Raw genomic sequence first — 19,604 nt, forward strand, 5'->3', positions numbered from 1 at the left:
CCTAGACGGGAAGCAGCTGGTCGATCACCGCGGCCAGCTGTTTGGCCGAGCGGCACTCGTGCATGGTGATGATGTCCTCGTACCGCGGCGTCGCCGAGTCGCCGCTGCCCCACAGGTGCCTGGGCTCGGGGTTGAGCCAGTGCGCGTGGCGGCTGGCGTTGACCATCCGCGCCAGCAGATCGGTCTCCGGGTTGCGGTAGTTGTTGCGACCGTCGCCGAGGATCAGCAGCGAACTGCGTGGCGACAACGCGGCCGGGTACTTGTGCATGAACGACACGAACGCGTTGCCGTAGTCGGAGTGGCCGTCGCGGGTGTACACCCCGGCCTCGCGGGTGATGCGCTGGACGGCGACCGCGAGATCGGCCTCGGGACCGAACATCTCGGTGACCTCGTCGGTGGTGTCGATGAACGCGAAGACGCGAACGCGCGAGAACTGTTGGCGCAGTGCGTGAACGAGCATCAGCGTGAACGAGCTGAACCCGGCGACCGAGCCCGAGACGTCGCACAGCACGACCAGTTCCGGGCGCGCGGGATGCGGCTTCTTGAGCACGACGTCGATCGGCACACCCCCGGTCGACATCGATTTGCGCAGCGTCTTGCGCATGTCGATCTCCCCGGCGCGGGCACGGCGCCGCCGCGCCGCCAGCCGGGTGGCCAGCGTGCGCGCGAGCGGGGCGACCACGCGGCGCATCTGACGCAGCTGTTCGCCGGAGGCGCGCAGGAACTCGACGTTCTCGGCCAGCTGCGGCACCCCGTACATCTGCACGTGGTCGCGACCCAACTGCTCGGCCGTCCGCCGTTTGGTCTCCCCCTCCACCATCTTGCGCAGCTGCGAGATACGCCGCGCAGCAATGGCTTTGGCGATCTGCTCCTGGGTGGGCGTCGGCTCGTCGCCGTAGGGGGCGAGCAGCCCGGCCAGCAGCCGGCCCTCCAGATCGTCCAGGCTCATCGCTTTGAGCGCCTGGTACGACGAGTACGACGGTCCTCGGCTGGAGTTGTAGCGGCCGTAGGCCTCGACGATCTGGGCGATCATCGCGGTCAGCCGTTCGTCCATCTCGGCCAGGTCGGGGTTGTCGTTGAGCAGCTTGAGCAACGCCTCGCGCATCGCCTCGACGTCCTCGGGCGGCAGCCCCGGCTCGTCGCTGTCGGTCTCCTCGTCGGCCAGCACCGTCTTGCCGCCGAGTGCGGCCGGGAAGTACAGATCGAACAGTGCGTCGTAGGTGTCGCGGTGATCCGGGCGCCGCAGCACCGCGCACGCGATGCCCTCCCGCAGCGCCTCCCGGTCGCCGAGCCCGAGGACCGTCATCACCTGTCCGGCGTCGACGGTCTCCGACGGACCCACCGAGATGCCCTGTTTGCGCAGCGCCTCGACGAACTCGACCAGGTGGCCGGGGATCCCGTGCGGGGCGAGCGGCTGGGGCGGTCGGACGCGGCGCGGCGGCATCAGTTGAGCCTTAACTCTCCGGCGGCGCGTTGCTGGTCGGACTGGTGTTTGAGCACCACACCGAGCGTGGCGGCGATCATCGCGTCGTCGATGGTGTCCATGCCCAGCGCCAGGACGGTGCGGCCCCAGTCGATGGTCTCGGCCACCGACGGGAGCTTCTTGAGCTGCATCCCGCGCAGCACCCCGATGATGCGCACGAGCTCCGAGGCCAGCCGCTCGGGCAGTTCGGGAACCCGCGACAACAGGATGCGCCGTTCCAGGTCGGGGTCGGGGAAGTCGATGTGCAGGAACAGGCAGCGCCGTTTGAGCGCCTCGGACAGCTCTCGGGTGGCGTTGGAGGTCAGCACGACGAACGGGGTGCGCTCGGCCTTGATGGTGCCCAGCTCCGGCACGGTCACCGCGAAGTCGGACAGCACCTCCAGCAGCAGACCCTCGATCTCGATGTCGGCCTTGTCGGTCTCGTCGACGAGCAGCACCGTCGGCTCGGAGCGGCGGATCGCGGTCAGCAGCGGCCGCGACAGCAGGAACTCCTCGCTGAACACGTCGAGTTTGGTCTGGTCCCAGTCACCGGTCCCCTGATGACCGGCCTGGATCCGCAGGATCTGCTTGGCGTGGTTCCACTCGTAGAGCGCGCGGGCCTCGTCGACGCCCTCGTAGCACTGCAGCCGCACCAGCCCCGACCCGGTGGCCTGCGCGACCGCGCGGGCGAGTTCGGTCTTCCCGACACCTGCGGGCCCTTCGACCAGCAGCGGCTTGCCCAGCCGGTCGGCGAGGAAGACGGCGGTGGCCGTCGCGGTGTCGGCCAGGTAGCCGGTCTCGGCCAGCCGGCGCGCGACATCGTCGATGTCGGCGAACAGCGGCGCCGGGCGTGCGGGGACGCTCAAATCACTTCTCCTGTTTCAGGCAGGGCGGGTGTGGCCGTCTCCCCACACAATCCACTTGGTCGAGGTCAATTCTGGCAGACCCATGGGGCCGCGGGCGTGCAGCTTCTGGGTGGAGATGCCGATCTCGGCGCCGAATCCGAACTGCTCGCCGTCGGTGAACGCCGTCGACGCGTTGACCATGACCGCCGCGGCGTCCACACGTTCGGTGAAGCGTTGTGCGGCAGCGAGATCGGCGGTGACGATGGCCTCGGTGTGCCCGGAGCCGTATTCGTTGACGTGGGCGATGGCGGCGTCGACCCCGTCGACCACGGCCAGCGCGATGTCCATCGACAGGAATTCGGCGCGCAGTTCCTCGTCGGTGGGGTCGGCGTGCACCGTCACCCCGGCGTCGGTCAGCGCCTTGGTCAGCCGCGGCACCGCGACGTCGGCGATGGCGGCGTCGACGAGCACCGATTCGGCGGCGTTGCACACGCTGGGCCGCCGGGTCTTGGCGTTGAGCAGGATGGTCTCGGCCATGTCGAGGTCGGCCGCGGCGTGCACGTAGACGTGGCAGTTGCCGACGCCGGTCTCGATGGTGGGCACCTGGGCGTCGCGCACGACGGCGTCGATCAGACCGGCCCCGCCGCGCGGGATCACCACGTCGACGAGCCCGCGGGCCTGGATGAGATGGGTGACGCTGGCCCGGTCGTGGCTGGGCAGAAGTTGCACCGCGTCGGCGTCGAGTCCCTCGCCGAGCAGCGCCGCCCGCAGTGAGTCGACGAGCGCGGCGTTGGAGTGCGCCGCCGACGAGCTGCCGCGCAGCAGCACCGCGTTACCGGATTTCAGCGTCAACCCGAAGGCGTCGACGGTGACGTTGGGCCTGCCCTCGTAGACGATGCCCACCACACCGAGCGGCACCCGCTGCTGACGCAGCTGCAGCCCGTTGACCAGCGTGTTACCCCGTAACACCTCACCGACCGGGTCGGGCAGGCTCGCCACCTGGCGCAGGCCCGCCGCGACACCGTCGATGCGCTGTGGGTTCAGTGCCAGCCGGTCGAGCATGGCCTCCGGAGTGCCGGCCGCCTTCGCCTTCTCGAGGTCGCGCTCGTTGGCCGCGATGATGAGGTGCGCATCCATCAGGATCCGGTCGGCGGCCGCGCGCAGCGCGCGGTTCTTCGTCTCGGTGGACAGCGTCGCCAGCGCGCGCGAGGCGACGCGGGCCCGGCGGGCGGCGTCGTGGACCTCGGTGCGCAGGTCGACGGCATCGGGGGCGTGCACACTCATCGGTCCAGCGTATCGAAACCGACACGCCCACTTGACGGCGCTGCACGGCCCCGCTGGTTTAGCGTTGGGCCCATGGCGGCGGCGCAAGTCTGCGTGGTGGGCAGTGTGAACGCCGATCTGCGTTTCGCGGTGCCGTCGCTGCCCCGGCCCGGGCAGACCGTGCTGGCGTCGGCGATGTCGTCGGCCCCCGGCGGCAAGGGCGGCAACCAGGCGGTCGCCGCGGCGCGTGCCGGCGCCGACGTTCAGCTGGTGGCGGCGCTCGGCGACGATCCGGCGGCCGGTCTGCTGCGCGCGCACCTGCGGGAGAACGGGGTGGGACTCGACGGCGTGGTGACGGTGCCCGGCCCGAGCGGTTCGGCGGTGGTGATGGTCGACGCGGCCGCCGAGAACGCGATCGTCGTCGCACCCGGCGCCAACGCCCATCTGAGCGTGGCGTCGGCGGCCGTGCGCGGAGTGATCGGAGCCGCGGATGTCGTACTCATCCAGCTGGAGATCCCGCTCGGTACGGCCAACGACGCGGCGCGGGTGGCGCGCGAGGCGGGTGCGGTGGTCATCGTGAACGCCTCCCCCGCCGGCGCACCGCCCCACGAACTGCTGCGGCTCGCCGAGGCGACCGACGTGGTGGTGGTCAACCAGGCCGAGGCGGCCGAATGGCATTGGCCGATACCGCATCTGGTGATCACCCGCGGCCCCCGCGGCGCGAGTTATCTCGGCGACGGGGAACGGTTCGACATCCCGGCGCCCGCGGTGGAAGCCGTGGACACCACCGGCGCAGGCGACGTGTTCGCCGGCGTGCTGGCCGCGCATTGGCGCACCGGACACGAGGACGCACTGCGCCGGGCGTGCACGGCGGGCGCCCTGGCCACGCTGGTCCCCGGCGCCGGGGACTGCGCCCCCACCGCGGAAGCGATCGACGACGCCCTCAGATGACAGAAGAAGATGACAGGAGCGCAATGACCACGACGACTGAGCAGCACACCCCGCGCCCGCCGGACGGCGACTGGCTGGGCACACCGTTTCTGCGGTTCACCCGCGAAGGCGCGTTCGGGGTGTGCACGCTCGACCGGCCCGAGGCGCGCAACGCCATGACCCCGGCGATGTACTTCGGGATCAAGTACGCGGTGAACCACGTCGGCACCGATCCGGACCTCGCGGGCCTGCTGATCACCGGTACCGGTGACGTGTTCGCGCCCGGCGGCGACATGGGCGGCGGCGGTGCGGACAACTGGCTGACCTTCGGTGCGGCGCTGGGTATGGACGCATTGCCGTTCGACACGCTGCGCCAGTCCGCGAAACCCGTCGTGGCGGCGGTCAACGGGCTCTGCCAGGGCGGCGGTCTGCAGATCGCGCTGTGCGCCGACATCGCCGTGGTCAGCGACCGTGCGACGTTCCGGGTGCCCGAGTTGTACCGCGGAATCGCCGACACCTACTACAGCCACATGCTGGCGCGCCTGATCGGGCCGGTGCGCACGCGCGATCTGATGTTCACCGGCCGCACGCTGTCGGCGGCCGAGGCGCTCGACTGGGGCATGGTCGCCCGGGTGGTGCCGCACGACGACCTGGCCGACGCCGCCCGCGAGGTGCTGGCGCAGTGCTGCCGCACCGCACCGCATGCCCGCACGGTGATCAAGTCCAGCCTGGACAACTACATCGGCCTCTACGACCGGATCGGGATGCAGGCCAGCCTGGGCGCGCCCGAGTCGATCGAGGGGTTCATGGCGTTCAAGGAGCGGCGCTCCCCGGAGTGGGTGCACCCCGGGTTGCGGATCGACGGGCGGCTGTAGCCCCGTCGAGACTGCGGTGAGGGCGGCGACACGCCGGTGGACGAGACCCTCACCGCAGTCTCGGCGATCAGTCCTTCGGGATCGCGCTCTCGATCTCGTCGAGCCAGACCCGCGCCGACATGTCCGACGGCGCCCGCCAGTCGCCGCGCGGGGACAGCGAGCCGCCCGCGGACACCTTGGGGCCGTTGGGCAGTGCGGACCGCTTGAACTGGCTGAACGAGTAGAACCGCTGGGCGAACACCTGCAGCCAGTGCCGGATCTCGGCGAGCGTGTAACTGGGCCGCTTGCTGTCCGGATACCCCGGCGGCCAGTCGCCGCGGTCGACGTCGCTCCAGGCGTGCCACGCCAGGAACGCCACCTTCGAGGGCCGGAACCCGTAGCGCAGCACCTGGAACAGTGAGAAGTCCTGCAGCACATAGGGTCCCACCTTGCCCTCGCTGCTCTGGATCTCCTCGTCCTCACCCGCGGGCACCAGTTCCGGGCTGATCTCGGTGTCGAGCACCGACTGCAGCACCTCATTGACCGTGTCATCGAACTGCCCGGACGAGATCACCCACCGGATGAGGTGCTGGATCAGGGTTTTCGGCACGCCGCCGTTGACGTTGTAATGCGACATCTGGTCGCCCACCCCGTAGGTCGACCAGCCCAGCGCCAGCTCCGAGAGGTCACCGGTGCCGAGCACGATGCCGCCGCGCTGATTGGCAAGGCGGAACAGGTAATCGGTGCGCAGACCGGCCTGCACGTTCTCGAACGTGACGTCGTAGACCTTCTCACCGCGGGAGAACGGGTGGTCCATCTCCTTGAGCATCAGCTGTGCCGTCTCGGTGATGTCGATGGTCTCGAACGTCACCCCGAGCGCCTCGGCCAGCCGGGTCGCGTTGCTCTTGGTGCGGTCACCGGTCGCGAAACCGGGCAGGGTGAACGTGAGGATGTCGCTGCGGGGCCGTTCCTCGCGGTCCATCGCCTTGGCCGCCACGATGAGCGCGTGCGTGGAGTCCAGGCCGCCCGAGAGGCCGAGCACGATCTTCGGGTAGTCCAGGGCGCGCAGCCGCTGTTCGAGGCCCGCGACCTGGATGCTGTACGCCTCGTAGCAATCCTGTTCCAGCCGTTCGGGATTCGCGGGCACGAACGGGAACCGCTCCACCTCGCGGTAGAACCCGATGTCGCCGCTCGGCGGGTCGAGCGTGAACTCGACCCGGCGGAACGAGTCCTCGTCGATCAGATGGTGGCGGCGGTTGTCGTCGAAGGTGCCCATGCGCAGCCGTTCGTTGCGCAGCAGCTGCAGGTCGACGTCGGCGATCGACCGGCGCTCCCCCTTGGGGAACCGCTCCGACTGGGCCAGGCAGAGCCCGTTCTCCCAGATCATCGTCTGCCCGTCCCACGACAGGTCCGTCGTCGACTCCCCCTCGCCCGCCGCCGCGTACACGTAGGCGGCCAGGCACCGCGACGATGCTGAGCGGGCGTACAGGCACCGGTCCTCCGACCTGCCGATCGTGATCGGGCTGCCCGACAGGTTGGCCAGGATCGTCGCACCGGCCAGCGCGGCCTCCGCGCTCGGCGGGATCGGCACCCACATGTCCTCGCAGATCTCCACGTGTAGGACGAATCCGGGCAGGTCGACGGCCTCGAACAGCAGGTCCGGCCCGAACGGCACCTCACGGCCACCCAGCCGGATCTCCCCGCGTTCCTCGTCGCCCGCGGCGATCTGCCGCTTCTCGTAGAACTCGCGGTAGTTGGGGATGTAGGACTTCGGGACGACCCCGAGGATCTGCCCGCGGTGGATGACGACCGCGGTGTTGTAGATCCGGTGCCGGTAGCGCAGCGGCGCACCGACGACCAGCACCGGCAGCAGATCGGTCGACTCGGCCACGATGTCGAGCAGCGCGGCCTCGACGGCCTCGAGCAGACCGTCCTGCATGACGATGTCCTCGATCGAATACCCGGTCAGCGTCAGCTCCGGGAACACCGCCAGCGCGGCGCTGTCCTCATGGCAGTCGCGGGCCATCCGCAGCACGGATTCGGCGTTGCCCTTCGGGTCGGCGATGAACGTGTGGTGCGTGCACGCGGCGATGCGCGCGTACCCGTGCCGGTACGCCGAATAGAAATCCATGCCCACATTGTTGCCCGCAATCGTCGCGGGGTATGCAAGCGACATGACCAAGACCGCGGTGCTGATCATCGACATGATGAATACCTACGACCACCCCGACGCCGACAAGCTCGCGCCCAACGTCGAGGCGATCGTCGATCCGTTGGCGAAACTGATCAGCGACGCCCGCGCCCGCGACGACGTCGACCTCGTCTACGTCAACGACAACTACGGGGACTTCAGCGCCGAGTTCAGCGACATCGTGCGCTCCGCCCTCGACGGCGAACGCCCCGACCTCGTGAAACCGATCGTCCCGCAACAGGGTTGCCGGGTGATGACCAAGGTGCGCCACAGCGCCTTCTACGCGACGTCGCTGGCGTACCTGCTCACCCAGCTCAAACCCGAGCGCGTCGTGCTGACCGGCCAGGTCACCGAACAATGCATCCTCTACACCGCCCTCGACGCCTACGTCCGGCACTTCCCGGTGGTCGTCCCCCGCGACGCCGTCGCCCACATCGACGCCGAGCTGGGTGATGCGGCGCTGCGGATGATGGAGCAGAACATGAGCGCCGAGTTGATCGCCGCGGCGGACTGCCTGCACTGACGCGGCGTTCAGCCCAGTGAGTGGAGAACGTCGGCACACGCCTGTTCGCACCGGCGGCATTCCTGCGCGCAGATCCGGCAGTGCTGGTGGTGCTCGGCGTGTGCACCGCACTCGTCGGCGCACGCCCGGCAGGCGGCCAGACAGGCCTGTACCACGGCCAGGGTGAGGTTCGCGTCGTATCCGGTGTGCCGCGACACCACCCGGCTCGTGGTGTCGCACAGGTCGGCGCAGTCGAGGTTGGTCCTGATGCACTTGGTCAGGTTCGCCACCGATTCCTCGCTGAGACACGCGTCCGCGCACGCGGTGCACGTCTGCGCGCAGTCCACGCACGCGTCGATGCACGCCGCCAGCACAGCGGTGTCGATCCGGCCCAGGTTGCCCGGGTAGGTCTGCAGCATCTCGTCGCCTCTACTCATGACGCCGCCCTACCCGGCCGCGGCCCGCCGAAACGGCGAGGTTTCCACCCGGGCCCGAAGGGTAGCCGCCGAGGGTGGCTGATCGGATCACCGAACCCTGGGGCGCGCGGACACCGTACGGTCGCGGGGAACGGTGGCCGCACCGGGTGGACGCACACCTCGCTGATGGGCTCGACGAGGACGCCGTCGGCTGGGTGCAGTCGGCGTCGGTGTTGCACTCCAACGGCGATGGCCTCGACATCGCCGTGCACGACGGCCGGATCGCCGGCGTCCGCGGCAGGCGGAACGACCGGGTCAACCACGGCAGGCTCGACCCGAAGGACATGTTCGGCTGGCAGGCCAACAACTCCGCCGACCGGCTCACCACACCGCTGATCCGGGTCGGCGGCGAACTGGTCGAAACCGACTGGGACACCGCGATGGAACGCATCGTGGCGCGCAGCCGCACCCTGCTCGACACGTTCGGACCGAGTTCGATCGGGTTCTACACCTCCGGACAGCTGTTCCTCGAGGAGTACTACACCCAGGCGGTGGTCGCGCACGGCGCGATCGGCACCAACCACGTCGACGGCAACACCCGGCTCTGCACGGCGACGGCGGCCGAGGCGCTCAAGGAATCGTTCGGCTGCGACGGACAACCGGGGTCCTACACCGACGTCGACCACGCCGATGTCATAGCGCTCTACGGCCATAACGTCGCCGAGACGCAGACGGTGCTGTGGATGCGGATGCTCGACCGGCTCGCCGGCCCGAACCCGCCGCGCATCGTCTGTGTCGATCCCCGCCTGACACCGGTCGCCCGGCACGCCACCGTGCACCTGGCCCCGCTGCCCGGCACCAACGTCGCGCTGATGAACGGGCTACTGCACGAACTCATCCGCAACGACTGGGTCGACCAGGACTACATCGACGCACACACGGTCGGTTTCGAGGAGTTGGACAAACGGGTCGCGGAGTTTCCACTCCAGCGGGTCGCCGAGATCTGCCGGGTGCCCGCCGCACGGGTCGGTGAGGCCGCCGAGGTGATCGGCACCGCCACCGCACTGCTGTCGACGGTGCTGCAGGGTTTCTACCAGTCCCACCAGGCCACCGCGGCGGCGGTGCAGGTCAACAACATCCACCTGGTGCGCGGCATGCTGGGCAGGCCCGGCTGCGGTCTGCTGCAGATGAACGGGCAACCCACCGCCGAGAACACCAGGGAGTGCGGCGCCGACGGCGACCTCGCCGGATTCCGCAACTGGGCGAACGACTCCCACGTCGAAGACCTCGCCCGGCTGTGGCACATCGAGACCCGGCAGATCCCCCACTACGCGCCGCCGACCCACGTGATGCAGATGATGCGCTACGCCGAACAGGGCACGCTGCGGATGCTGTGGGTGAGTGCGACCAACCCCGCCGTATCGCTGCCCGAACTCGACCGCATCCGCGCGATCCTGGCCGACGAACGCCTGTTCCTCGTGGTGCAGGACATCTTCCGCACCGAGACCGCCGAACTCGCCGACGTGGTACTGCCCGCGGCGGCGTGGGGTGAGAAGGTGGGCACGTTCACCAACGCCGACCGCACCGTGCATCTGTCCGAACACGCCGTCGACCCGCCCGGCGATGCTCGCCCCGATCTCGACATCTTACTGGATTACGCACGGCGCATGGACTTCCGCGATGCCGACGGTGAACCGCTACCGCCGTGGACCGATGCGGAGTCGGCGTTCGAGGCGTGGAAGCAGTGCAGCGCGGGCCGCCCGTGCGATTACACCGGCCTCACCTACGCCAGGCTCCGCGGCAGCGGCGGCATCCAATGGCCCTGCACCGCAGAGCATCCCGAGGGCACCGAACGGTTGTACGCCGATGGCCGGTTCTGGGCGCACCCCGACTACTGCGAGGCCTACGGCAAGGACCTGGTGACCGGCGCACCGCTGGAACCGACCGAGTACCGCGCCATGAACCCGCACGGCAGGGCGATCATCAAGGCCGCCGAGTACCTCGAACCCCACGAGCCGCCCGGGGACACTTACCCGTTCGTGCTCATCACCGGACGCACCCTGTACCACTTCCATACCCGCACCAAGACCGCCCGCGCACCGGAATTACAGGCCGCCGCACCGCAACCATGGGTGGAGATGTCGCCTGCCGACGCCCGCCGCGGCGGCATCGCCGAAGGCGACGTGGTCCGGGTCGTCACACCCCGCGGGTCGGTTACCGCCGCCTGCCGCATCAGCGGCATCCGCGACGGGGTGGTGTTCGTCCCGTTCCACTACGGATACTGGGACGTCCCCCAGATTCCTGAATCCGACGGGCACCACCGCGCGGCGAACGAGCTGACCCTGACCGACTGGGATCCGGTGTCCAAACAACCGATCTTCAAGACCGCGGCCGCCCGGGTGCACTGGGTTCGAGCGGGAACCGGTCCGGCGCCTGCGCCGACCCTCACCGCATCCGCACCAGCCGGGGAGGCGACGTGAAACTCGGTCTGGCCCTGCGGGAGGTGCACCGCTCCGAACTGCGCCTGGCCCGGCTGCTCGACGCCATCGCCGCCCGCCACCACAGCGACCACGGCATCCACCACGTCGCGACTGATCTGGCCGTGTGGTCGCGCGAACACGTCGCGCTCACCGCGCAGGCGGGGCGCCGCTACGGGGTGCGGTTGCGCGAACGCCCCCGCACCGCCGCCCTCACCGAACCCGTCCAGGCCTGGCTGAGCGACCGGCTCGCCCGACGCCCCGAGCCGGGGTTGCTGCTGTTGGCCGATCTGCGCCGGCTGCACCGTGTCGCGGCCGGGGTGTCGCTGGACTGGGAGTTGATCGCCCAGGGCGCGCAGGCGCTCAAGGATCAGGAGCTGATCGAGCTGACCCAGCGCTGCCATCCTCAGTCGCTGCGGCAGATGCGCTGGGCGAACGCAATGCTCAAGGAGCTCTCCGCACAGGCGCTGACCAGTTGAGAAGGGGCCCGCTGGTGGTCATGACCGGGTGGTCACGAGCGGGCTCGCGGGTGGCGTCAGACGGTGTAGCCGCCGTCGATGTTCAGGTTCGCTCCGGTGATGTAGCCCGGCGTGAACAGCCGAGGCCGAGTAGGTGAATGCGACCGCGGCACCGTCGGCGGCCAGTCGCCGCACGATGTCCGCGCCTATGCCGCGGGACCCGCCGGTGACCAGTGCTCGCCGTCCGGCCAGGGGTGCTGTGCTCATGTTCAGGGCCTCCGGATAGATGCGAACCGATGTGTTACTTAGTACGTCGCGGTCAAGCCCGCGCGTGTCCGGGGCATTCCGCTTGTGATCGGCGTCACAGCCGAAATCCGTTTCCACACCGCCGCCGCGTGACCCGCGTTCGCACCGATGACCAGCGGAAACGGACCCGACCCCTACTCTGGATCGGGTGGAATCCCCGGAACTGATCGCGCTGCTCGCCGGCCGCCGCGTCGCGGTACTCACCGGTGCCGGCATGTCGACCGACTCCGGCATCCCGGACTACCGCGGACCCGACTCCCCGCCGAGCAATCCGATGACCATCCGGCAGTTCACCTCCGATCCGGTGTTCCGGCAGCGGTACTGGGCGCGCAACCACGTCGGCTGGCGGCACATGGCCGCCACCCTGCCCAACGCAGGCCACCGGGCACTGGCCCGGCTGGAACGCCTGGGCGTGGTCACCGGGTTGATCACCCAGAACGTCGACCTGCTGCACACCAAGGCCGGCAGCCGCAACGTCATCGATCTGCACGGCACCTACGCCCGGGTGATCTGCCTCGACTGCGGTCACACGATGTCGCGCGCGGCGCTGGCCGACCTGTTGGAGGCGGCCAACCCCGGCTTCCTCGAACGGGCCGAAGCGGTCGGCGGCATCGCCGTCGCACCGGACGCCGACGCGGTGATCGGTGATACCGCCAGCTTTCGGATCGTCGACTGCCCGGTCTGCGGCGGCATGCTCAAACCCGACATCGTCTACTTCGGCGAGAGCGTGCCCAAGGAGCGCGTCGAGCGGGCGTTCGCGCTGGTCGACGACGCCGATGTGCTGCTGGTCGCCGGATCGTCGCTGACCGTGTTCTCGGGGTACCGGTTCGTGCGGTACGCCGCGGCGCGCGGGATGCCGGTGGCGATCGTCAACCGCGGCCGTACCCGCGGCGACGACCTCGCCACGGTCAAACTCGACAACGGGTGCTCCCCGATCCTGGCGCTGCTGGCCGACGAACTGCCCGCGCTTGCGTCTTCGGCTTGAATGGGTCCGGTGACGGCACTTCTTCGGCAATTCCGGCCCGGGCCCGGCGCGGTCGACCACCGCTGGGCGTTCGGCATCGGCGACGTGCTCGCGCGATTGGTTCCCGCACCGGATCCGCTGCGTGAACTGCTGCGCCTGCTGAACCACTTCGGCGGGCTCGCGATCGGCGAGGACGACGTCGAGTTCGACGGCGACTCCGTGCAGTGGTCGGACGTCAAGGCGATCGAGACGCACAAGGTGGCGGGTTATCTGCTCTCCGGCGCCCTCGACAAGCAGATCGACAAGCTGCCGCTGCCGTGGTTCCCGTTCCGCGGCCTCGCCCTCAACGCGGCGGGGCAGGCGGCGCTCACGCTGATCGTCGCCACCGCGGACGGACTGCTGCACGGCGCATTCGACGTGGCGATCCCTGCCGAGGTGCACTACCGCGGGCTGCTGCGCGAACGGACGCTCACGCCGGGGATGCTGGCCACCGTGCTGCTCGCGGATCCGGCGGTGCGCAAGGCTCTTGTCGCGACGGCCGAAGCGCACGGGGTGGAGATCCGCCCTGCCGACGACGACGTGCTCGACGCCGCACGCCGACGGGCCCGCCGGGTGCGGGCACTGCTGGACGTGCTGCGGTCAGACCGCGACGAGGTCGTCGGCGTGGACGGCGGGCCTGCGCATCTCGGCGGGTAGCTCCGAGGTCGACCGGCCGAGCATGGTGGCGAGTTCGGTCGCGTCGTAGGCGACGACACCGCGGGCGACCATGGTCTCGTCGGGGGCGCGCAGTTCGACGACGTCACCGCCGTAGAACCGCCCCGACACCGCGGTGATGCCTGCGGGCAGCAGCGAACGACGTTGCCGCACAACGGCGTTGACCGCCCCGTGGTCGAGGGTGAGCGCACCCGTCGACTCCGCGGCGTACCGCACCCAGAACCGTCGCGACGACATGCGTTCGGCGCGCGGGGCGAACACGGTGCCCACCGACGCATCCGACAGTGCGGTCGCGGCGTCGGCGGCCGCGGCCAGCAGCACCGGCACCCCCGCATCGGAGGCCAGCAGCGCCGACGAAAGTTTCGAGGCCATGCCGCCGGTGCCGAGGCTGCTGCCGCGTCCGGCCACCACACCGTCGAGGTCGTCGGGTGCGGCCACCTCGGGGATGAAGCGGGCCGGATTGTCCTTGGGCGCCTTACGCGGATCGCCATCGTAGAGGCCGTCGATGTCCGACAGCAGGATCAGTGCGTCGGCACCGACCAGATGCGCGACCAGCGCCGAGAGCCGATCGTTGTCGCCGAACCGGATCTCGTTGGTGGCGACGGTGTCGTTCTCGTTGACGATGGCCACGGCGTGCAGGGCGCGCAGCCGGTCCAGGGTGCGTTGGGCGTTGGTGTGCTGCGCGCGCATCGAGATGTCGTGCGCGGTCAACAGCACCTGCCCGACGGTGCGCTCGTAGCGCGCGAAAGCTGTACTCCACGAATTGATCAGCGCGACCTGCCCGACGCTGGCGGCGGCCTGTTTGGTGGCCAGGTCGGTCGGCCGCTTGGACAGCCGCAGCGGTTCGATACCCGCGGCGATCGCCCCCGAGGACACGATGACCACATCGGATCCGGCCCGCATCCGCTTCTCGATGGCTTCGACGAGGACGGCCAGTCGATTGGCGTCGAACACCCCGGCCGGGGTGGTCAGCGCGGTGGTGCCGATCTTGACGACGACGCTGCGCGCGGTCCGGATGGTCTCCCGATGAGACGAATTCACTCGTCGCCGCCGGGTTCGTCGGTGGACCGCCGACGCTCCCGCCGGGCGATCTTGCGTTCGGCGGCCGAGACGCGGTCGGTCTGCTCGAGACGGGTGTCGGTGCCGCGCCCGGACATCTGGATGTCCACGCCCGCGGGGGTCTGCGGCTCCCAGTCGAAAGTCATGTCCCCGATGGTGACCGCACAGCCCGGGCGGGCGCCCAAACGCAGCAGTTCGTCCTCGACACCGAGGCGGGCCAACCGGTCGCCGAGGTAGCCGACCGCCTCGTCGTTGTCGAAATCCGTTTGAGCGATCCACCGTTCGGGGCGCGATCCGCGCACCACGAAACCGCCGTCGCCGTCGGGGTGCACGGTGAACCCGGTCTCGTCGACGGCGATCGGACGGATGACGGGCCTGCGCGGAACCACCGGCGGCTGCGCCTCCCGGTAGGTGCGGACCATGTCCCACAGCGCGAAGATCAACGGTCGCAAGCCATCCCGCGCGACCGTCGACACCTCGAACACCGGCCAGCCGAACCGTTGGGCCACGTCCTCGCGGACGAAGTCGGCCAGTTCACGGGCGTCAGGGACGTCGATCTTGTTGAGCACCACCGCGCGGGGCCGTTCGGCGAGATCGCCGAGCGTCGAATCCCCTTGCAGGGTCGGACGGTACGCGGCGAGTTCGGCCTCGAGCGCCTCGATGTCGGAGATCGGGTCGCGGCCGGGCTCCATCGTCGCGCAGTCGACGACGTGCACCAGCACCGCGCAGCGTTCGATGTGCCGCAGGAACTCCAGACCCAGACCGCGGCCCTGCGAGGCGCCGGGGATCAGACCCGGCACGTCGGCGACCGTGAACGTGTTGTCGCCCGCGGAGACCACGCCGAGGTTGGGCACCAGCGTGGTGAACGGATAGTCGGCGATCTTGGGCTTGGCCGCCGAGATGGTCGACACCAGCGAGGATTTACCCGCCGAGGGGAAACCGATCAGGCCGACGTCGGCGACCGTCTTCAGTTCCAGGGTGAGTTCGCGGACCTGCCCCTTCTCCCCCAGCAGCGCGAATCCGGGCGCCTTGCGGGAGCGGGAGGCCAGTGCGGCGTTGCCGAGCCCGCCGCGACCGCCCGCGGCGGCTTCGAAGCGGGTGCCCGCGCCGACGAGGTCGGCCAGCACGCGGCCCTCTTCATCGAGGACGACGGTGCCGTCGGGCACCTTGACCTCGAGGTCGGTACCGGCGGCGCCGTCACGGTTGCTGCCCGCGCCCTGTTTTCCGGAGGGGGCCACGACGTGCGGATGGAAATGGAAATCGAGCAGGGTGTGCACCTGCGGATCGACCACCAGTACGACGCTGCCGCCACGACCGCCGTTACCGCCGTCGGGACCGCCGAGTGGTTTGAACTTCTCGCGGTGCACCGACGCGCAACCGTTGCCGCCGTTGCCTGCCCGCGCGTGGATCACGACACGGTCGACAAAGCGAGGCATGGTGTTTCACTCCTTCGTCGAGAGACAGTGGGGCGCCAAGCTACGAGAATCCGGCGCCCGAACGTCGATCTCGACGCGGGAACTAGACCTCCGGCCGGGCGACCGGAACGATGTTGACGGTCTTGCGACCGCGACGGCTGCCGAATTCGACGGAGCCGGGAGCGGTGGCGAACAGGGTGTCGTCACCGCCACGGCCGACGTTCACGCCGGGGTGGAAGTGGGTGCCGCGCTGCCGCACGATGATCTCGCCGGCCTTGACGACCTGGCCGCCGAAGCGCTTCACACCGAGCCGCTGGGCGGCGGAATCACGACCGTTGCGCGAGCTGGACGCGCCCTTCTTGTGTGCCATGTCTTCTCGCCTCCAGTTACTTGATGCCGGTGACCTTCAGGACCGTCAGCTGCTGACGGTGACCCTGACGCTTGTGGTAGCCGGTCTTGTTCTTGAACTTGTGGATACGGATCTTGGGGCCCTTGGTGTGCTCGAGCACCTCACCGGTGACCGCGACCTTGGCCAGGTCCTCGGCCTTGGTGGTGACGTCGGCGCCGTCGACGACCAGCGCGACGGGCAGCGACACCGAGGCGCCGGGCTCCGAGTCGAGCTTCTCGACCTTGACCACGTCACCAACGGCGACCTTGTACTGCTTGCCGCCGGTCTTGACGATTGCGTAGCTCGCCATCGTGTCCTAGTCCTCTTCCGTATCCGGTGCGCGCACTGCGTACCCAGGGCTTGCGTGCGCGGGTCTGGGGTGCGGGCGTCGATTCGAGCCCGCGGCCGCCGGCGGTCAGCCTGGCGGCAACTGGTCAAGGGTACGTGACCAGCGGGTAAAGGGTCAAACCGCCTACTCGTTGCTGGGCGGACCCGCGGGGCGGGCTGCCGCGCGCCGCCGCGGACGCCGCACGGGCAGCGCGATCACCTCGGGTTCGTCGTCCTCGTCCTCGGAATCCTCGTCGGAGTCATCGTCCTCAGCATCGTCGTCCGAGTCCAGAACGTCGATGTCGTCGTCCTCGTCCTCGTCTTCGTCGTCGTCGAGGTCGATCTCGTCGGAGTCCTCGTCATCGGAGTCCTCGTCGTCGGAGTCCTCGTCGGAGTCGTCGTCGGACTCCTCGAAGTCCTCGTCCTCGTCGCTCAACTCTTCGGCGACCGCGTCGTGGACCTTCTCGGCGGTCTCGTCGTCGCGCTCGTCGATCGGCTGCGTCTCGTCGGACTCGTCGTCATCCTCGTGACGGCCGCCGTTCGCCGCGGCCATCGCCTTGAACATCGGGTGCTCGCCTGCGGGGTGCGGCGGCACCTTGACCACGGGCACTTCTTCGGGCTTGGCGGCGCCCTTCTTGCCGCGCTTGCTGCGCCTGCCGGTGCCCGGCTCGGACTTGCGGCCGCCGCCGTTACCCGACGCGTTGTCGATCGGATCGCCGTGCAGCATGATCCCGCGCCCCGCGCAGTGCGGACACGGCGAGGAGAACGCCTCGATCAGCCCGGTGCCCAACCGCTTGCGGGTCAGCTGCACCAGCCCCAGCGACGTCACCTCGGACACCTGGTGGCGGGTGCGGTCCCGGGCCAGCGCCTCGGTCAACCGGCGCAGCACGAGGTCGCGGTTGGACTCGAGCACCATGTCGATGAAGTCGATGACGATGATGCCGCCGATGTCGCGCAGCCGCAGCTGGCGCACGATCTCCTCGGCGGCCTCGAGGTTGTTGCGGGTCACGGTCTGTTCGAGGTTGCCGCCGGACCCGGTGAACTTGCCGGTGTTGACGTCGACGACCGTCATCGCCTCGGTGCGGTCGATCACGAGCGTGCCGCCCGAGGGCAGCCACACCTTGCGGTCCATGGCCTTGGCGAGCTGTTCGTCGATGCGGTGCACCGCGAACACATCGGGACGGTCGCCGTCACCGGCGGGGTCGTACTTCGACAGCCGCGGCATCAGGTCCGGCGCGACGGACTCGACGTAGGAGTTGATGGTGTTCCACGCCTCGTCGCCGGAGACGATCAGCCCGGAGAAGTCCTCGTTGAACAGGTCGCGGATGACCTTGACGAGCACGTCGGGCTCTTCGTACAGCGCGACGGCGGCACCGGCCTTCTTCTCGGTGATCTCGGCGGCCTTGGCCTCGATCTGTGTCCACCGCTCCTGCAGCCGGTTCACGTCGGCGCGGATGTCGTCTTCCTTCACACCCTCGGACGCGGTGCGGATGATGACGCCTGCGTCCTGCGGGACGACCTCACGCAGGATCTCCTTGAGCCGCTGACGTTCGGTGTCGGGCAGCTTGCGGCTGATGCCGGTCGACGACGCGCCAGGCACGTAGACCAGGTAGCGGCCGGCCAGCGACACCTGGGTGGTCAGGCGCGCACCCTTGTGACCCACCGGATCCTTGCTGACCTGCACGACGACGTAGTCGCCGGGTTTGAGGGCCTGCTCGATCTTGCGGTTCTGCCCGCCGAGACCCGCGGCCTCCCAGTTCACCTCGCCGGCGTAGAGCACACCGTTGCGGCCGCGGCCGATGTCGACGAACGCCGCCTCCATCGACGGCAGCACGTTCTGCACGATGCCCAGGTAGATGTTGCCGACCAGCGACGCCGACGCCGGTGACGTGACGAAGTGTTCGACGACGACCCCGTCCTCGAGGACGGCGATCTGCGTGTACCGGGCGCCTTCGTGCGGGGGTTCGGTGCGGACCTTGTCGCGCACCACCATGACGCGCTCGACGGCTTCGCGGCGGGCCAGGAACTCGGCCTCCGACAGGATCGGCGGACGGCGCCGACCCGCATCGCGGCCGTCCCTGCGGCGCTGACGCTTGGCTTCGAGCCGGGTGGACCCGCTGATGCCCTGGATCTCGTTGTCGTCGCCGTCGCCGGACTTGCCGCCGCGCTCCCGCGGGGGCCGCTCGTGCACGACGGTGTTGGGCGGATCGTCGGGTGAACCGTTGTCGGAATCATCCGACGAACCGGACTTGCGCCGCCGCCTGCGGCGCCGCCGGCGCGAACTGCCGTCGCCGCCGGAGGTGTCGTCGTCGCTGTCGTCGTCGGAGTCGTCCGCGCCGCCCTGGTCGCTGTCGGCCTGATCGTCGGTCTTGGTGTCGGCGCTGTCGGTGCCGTCGCCGTCGCCGTTGTCGTCGCTCTGCTCACCACGGCCCCGGCCCCGGCCCCGGCGGCCGCGGCGGCGGCGCCGCGCGGCGGGACGCTCGGCGTCGCCGTCCTCGTCGCCGTCGGTCGAGGCGGTGTCGTCCTCGTCCTCGTCGTCGTCTTCGTCGTCGTCCTCGTCGGCGGGTCGGAACCGCACCGGCTGGGGTGCGACGAACAGCGGCAGGTAGTCCGCCCGTTCGACCGGCGGGGTCTCGAGGATGGCCCGGGACTCGGGCTCGGCGTCGGCTTGGGGTTCGTTGTCGGTGGCGGCAGCCTCGATCGTGACCTCGACGATCTCCACCGTCTCGACGACCACCTCGGCCGGCACCTCGACGGCCCCGGCGGCCTCGACCGCCTCGCTGGCGAGCACCTCGCGGACCTTCTCGGCCTGGGACTGGTCGACGGTCGAATGCGCGCTACGGGCGCGCCCGTCGAGTTCGGCCAAGGCGTCGAGGACCCGCCTGCTGGTGGTTCCGAGGACCCGCGCAAGCGAATGCACCCTCAGCCGTTCGGGGAGCCTTTCGCGAGGTTGAACGTCCTCTGACGATTCCGGTGAGTCTTGGGCTTGAGTATTTTCACTGTCGGCCACGTATTCTCCTCAAGCCCCCGGGC

17 protein-coding genes and 1 pseudogene are annotated in these 19,604 nt (G+C 69.6%); 7 read left to right on the plus strand and 11 right to left on the minus strand.

The window, feature by feature from the left end; translation table 11 throughout:
* Window position 1: 1 nt before the first annotated feature.
* The 3 genes from AU194_RS26055 to AU194_RS26065 are packed head-to-tail and all read right to left on the minus strand — an operon-like array spanning window position 2 to window position 3,591.
* On the minus strand, window positions 2-1,444 hold the full coding sequence (locus AU194_RS26055) for a VWA domain-containing protein (RefSeq protein ID WP_059092169.1): 1,443 nt from the start codon (window positions 1,442-1,444) through the stop codon (window positions 2-4).
* The gene (locus AU194_RS26060) at window positions 1,444-2,328 is read right to left on the minus strand and encodes a MoxR family ATPase (protein ID WP_059092170.1); all 885 of its coding nucleotides are present in this window, start codon (window positions 2,326-2,328) and stop codon (window positions 1,444-1,446) included. Before AU194_RS26060 ends, AU194_RS26055 begins: the two co-directional genes overlap by 1 nt.
* Before the next feature lie 15 nt (window positions 2,329-2,343).
* The gene (locus tag AU194_RS26065; RefSeq protein WP_059092171.1) at window positions 2,344-3,591 is read right to left on the minus strand and encodes a glutamate-5-semialdehyde dehydrogenase; all 1,248 of its coding nucleotides are present in this window, start codon (window positions 3,589-3,591) and stop codon (window positions 2,344-2,346) included.
* Window positions 3,592-3,663: 72 nt separating this feature from the next.
* On the opposite strand from AU194_RS26065, the gene AU194_RS26070 reads away from it, so the two are divergent.
* The gene (locus AU194_RS26070) at window positions 3,664-4,521 is read left to right on the plus strand and encodes a ribokinase (protein ID WP_059092172.1); all 858 of its coding nucleotides are present in this window, start codon (window positions 3,664-3,666) and stop codon (window positions 4,519-4,521) included.
* Between the two features lie 23 nt (window positions 4,522-4,544).
* Window positions 4,545-5,375, plus strand: a complete 831-nt coding sequence (locus AU194_RS26075; RefSeq protein ID WP_059092173.1) for an enoyl-CoA hydratase/isomerase family protein — start codon at window positions 4,545-4,547, stop codon at window positions 5,373-5,375.
* Between the two features lie 67 nt (window positions 5,376-5,442).
* Here the strand turns inward: AU194_RS26075 and AU194_RS26080 are convergent, their stop codons facing one another.
* Entirely contained in the window at window positions 5,443-7,485 is a 2,043-nt protein-coding gene (locus AU194_RS26080; RefSeq protein WP_059092174.1) for an NAD(+) synthase, read from the minus strand.
* Between the two features lie 43 nt (window positions 7,486-7,528).
* Here AU194_RS26080 and AU194_RS26085 point away from each other — a divergent pair, with 43 nt between their 5' ends.
* The gene (locus tag AU194_RS26085) at window positions 7,529-8,068 is read left to right on the plus strand and encodes a cysteine hydrolase family protein (protein ID WP_059092175.1); all 540 of its coding nucleotides are present in this window, start codon (window positions 7,529-7,531) and stop codon (window positions 8,066-8,068) included.
* An 8-nt stretch (window positions 8,069-8,076) separates the two neighbouring features.
* Here AU194_RS26085 and AU194_RS26090 read toward each other — a convergent pair whose 3' ends face one another.
* A complete protein-coding gene (locus tag AU194_RS26090) occupies window positions 8,077-8,484 on the minus strand; it encodes a four-helix bundle copper-binding protein (protein ID WP_059092176.1) in 408 nt (135 codons plus the stop codon).
* Window positions 8,485-8,558: 74 nt separating this feature from the next.
* On the opposite strand from AU194_RS26090, the gene AU194_RS26095 reads away from it, so the two are divergent.
* Both AU194_RS26095 and AU194_RS26100 read left to right on the plus strand, forming a co-directional pair.
* On the plus strand, window positions 8,559-10,943 hold the full coding sequence (locus tag AU194_RS26095; RefSeq protein ID WP_059092177.1) for a molybdopterin oxidoreductase family protein: 2,385 nt from the start codon (window positions 8,559-8,561) through the stop codon (window positions 10,941-10,943).
* Window positions 10,940-11,419 (plus strand): hypothetical protein, encoded by a 480-nt coding sequence (locus tag AU194_RS26100; RefSeq protein WP_059092178.1) that lies wholly within the window; start codon window positions 10,940-10,942, stop codon window positions 11,417-11,419. The genes AU194_RS26095 and AU194_RS26100 overlap by 4 nt, the downstream gene beginning before the upstream one ends.
* Before the next feature lie 108 nt (window positions 11,420-11,527).
* On the opposite strand, the pseudogene AU194_RS31465 reads toward AU194_RS26100, so the two are convergent.
* Window positions 11,528-11,665: pseudogene (locus tag AU194_RS31465) on the minus strand (SDR family NAD(P)-dependent oxidoreductase); the annotation flags it as partial.
* Window positions 11,666-11,852: 187 nt separating this feature from the next.
* On the opposite strand from AU194_RS31465, the gene AU194_RS26105 reads away from it, so the two are divergent.
* Both AU194_RS26105 and AU194_RS26110 read left to right on the plus strand, forming a co-directional pair.
* Window positions 11,853-12,689 (plus strand): NAD-dependent protein deacetylase, encoded by an 837-nt coding sequence (locus tag AU194_RS26105; RefSeq protein WP_059092179.1) that lies wholly within the window; start codon window positions 11,853-11,855, stop codon window positions 12,687-12,689.
* Between the two features lie 9 nt (window positions 12,690-12,698).
* The gene (locus AU194_RS26110; protein ID WP_231743583.1) at window positions 12,699-13,364 is read left to right on the plus strand and encodes a hypothetical protein; all 666 of its coding nucleotides are present in this window, start codon (window positions 12,699-12,701) and stop codon (window positions 13,362-13,364) included.
* Here AU194_RS26110 and proB read toward each other — a convergent pair.
* The 5 genes from proB to AU194_RS26135 all read right to left on the minus strand — a co-directional run bounded on the left by proB (window position 13,308) and on the right by AU194_RS26135 (window position 19,581).
* Entirely contained in the window at window positions 13,308-14,423 is a 1,116-nt protein-coding gene (gene proB / locus AU194_RS26115; RefSeq protein ID WP_059092181.1) for a glutamate 5-kinase, read from the minus strand. The genes AU194_RS26110 and proB overlap by 57 nt on opposite strands.
* Window positions 14,420-15,877 (minus strand): GTPase ObgE, encoded by a 1,458-nt coding sequence (gene obgE / locus AU194_RS26120; RefSeq protein ID WP_059092182.1) that lies wholly within the window; start codon window positions 15,875-15,877, stop codon window positions 14,420-14,422. Before obgE ends, proB begins: the two co-directional genes overlap by 4 nt.
* Before the next feature lie 82 nt (window positions 15,878-15,959).
* Window positions 15,960-16,226, minus strand: coding sequence for a 50S ribosomal protein L27 (rpmA, locus tag AU194_RS26125; RefSeq protein WP_059092183.1), 267 nt, complete (start codon window positions 16,224-16,226; stop codon window positions 15,960-15,962).
* 16 nt (window positions 16,227-16,242) lie between these two features.
* Entirely contained in the window at window positions 16,243-16,554 is a 312-nt protein-coding gene (gene rplU, locus AU194_RS26130; RefSeq protein ID WP_059092184.1) for a 50S ribosomal protein L21, read from the minus strand.
* Between the two features lie 162 nt (window positions 16,555-16,716).
* Window positions 16,717-19,581 carry an Rne/Rng family ribonuclease gene (locus AU194_RS26135; RefSeq protein ID WP_059092185.1) on the minus strand — a complete coding sequence of 955 codons (2,865 nt, stop codon included), beginning with the start codon at window positions 19,579-19,581 and terminating at the stop codon, window positions 16,717-16,719.
* Between the last annotated feature and the right edge of the window lie 23 nt (window positions 19,582-19,604).

It is taken from the genome of Mycobacterium sp. GA-2829 (genome assembly GCF_001499965.1).
Taxonomy (GTDB): domain Bacteria; phylum Actinomycetota; class Actinomycetes; order Mycobacteriales; family Mycobacteriaceae; genus Mycobacterium.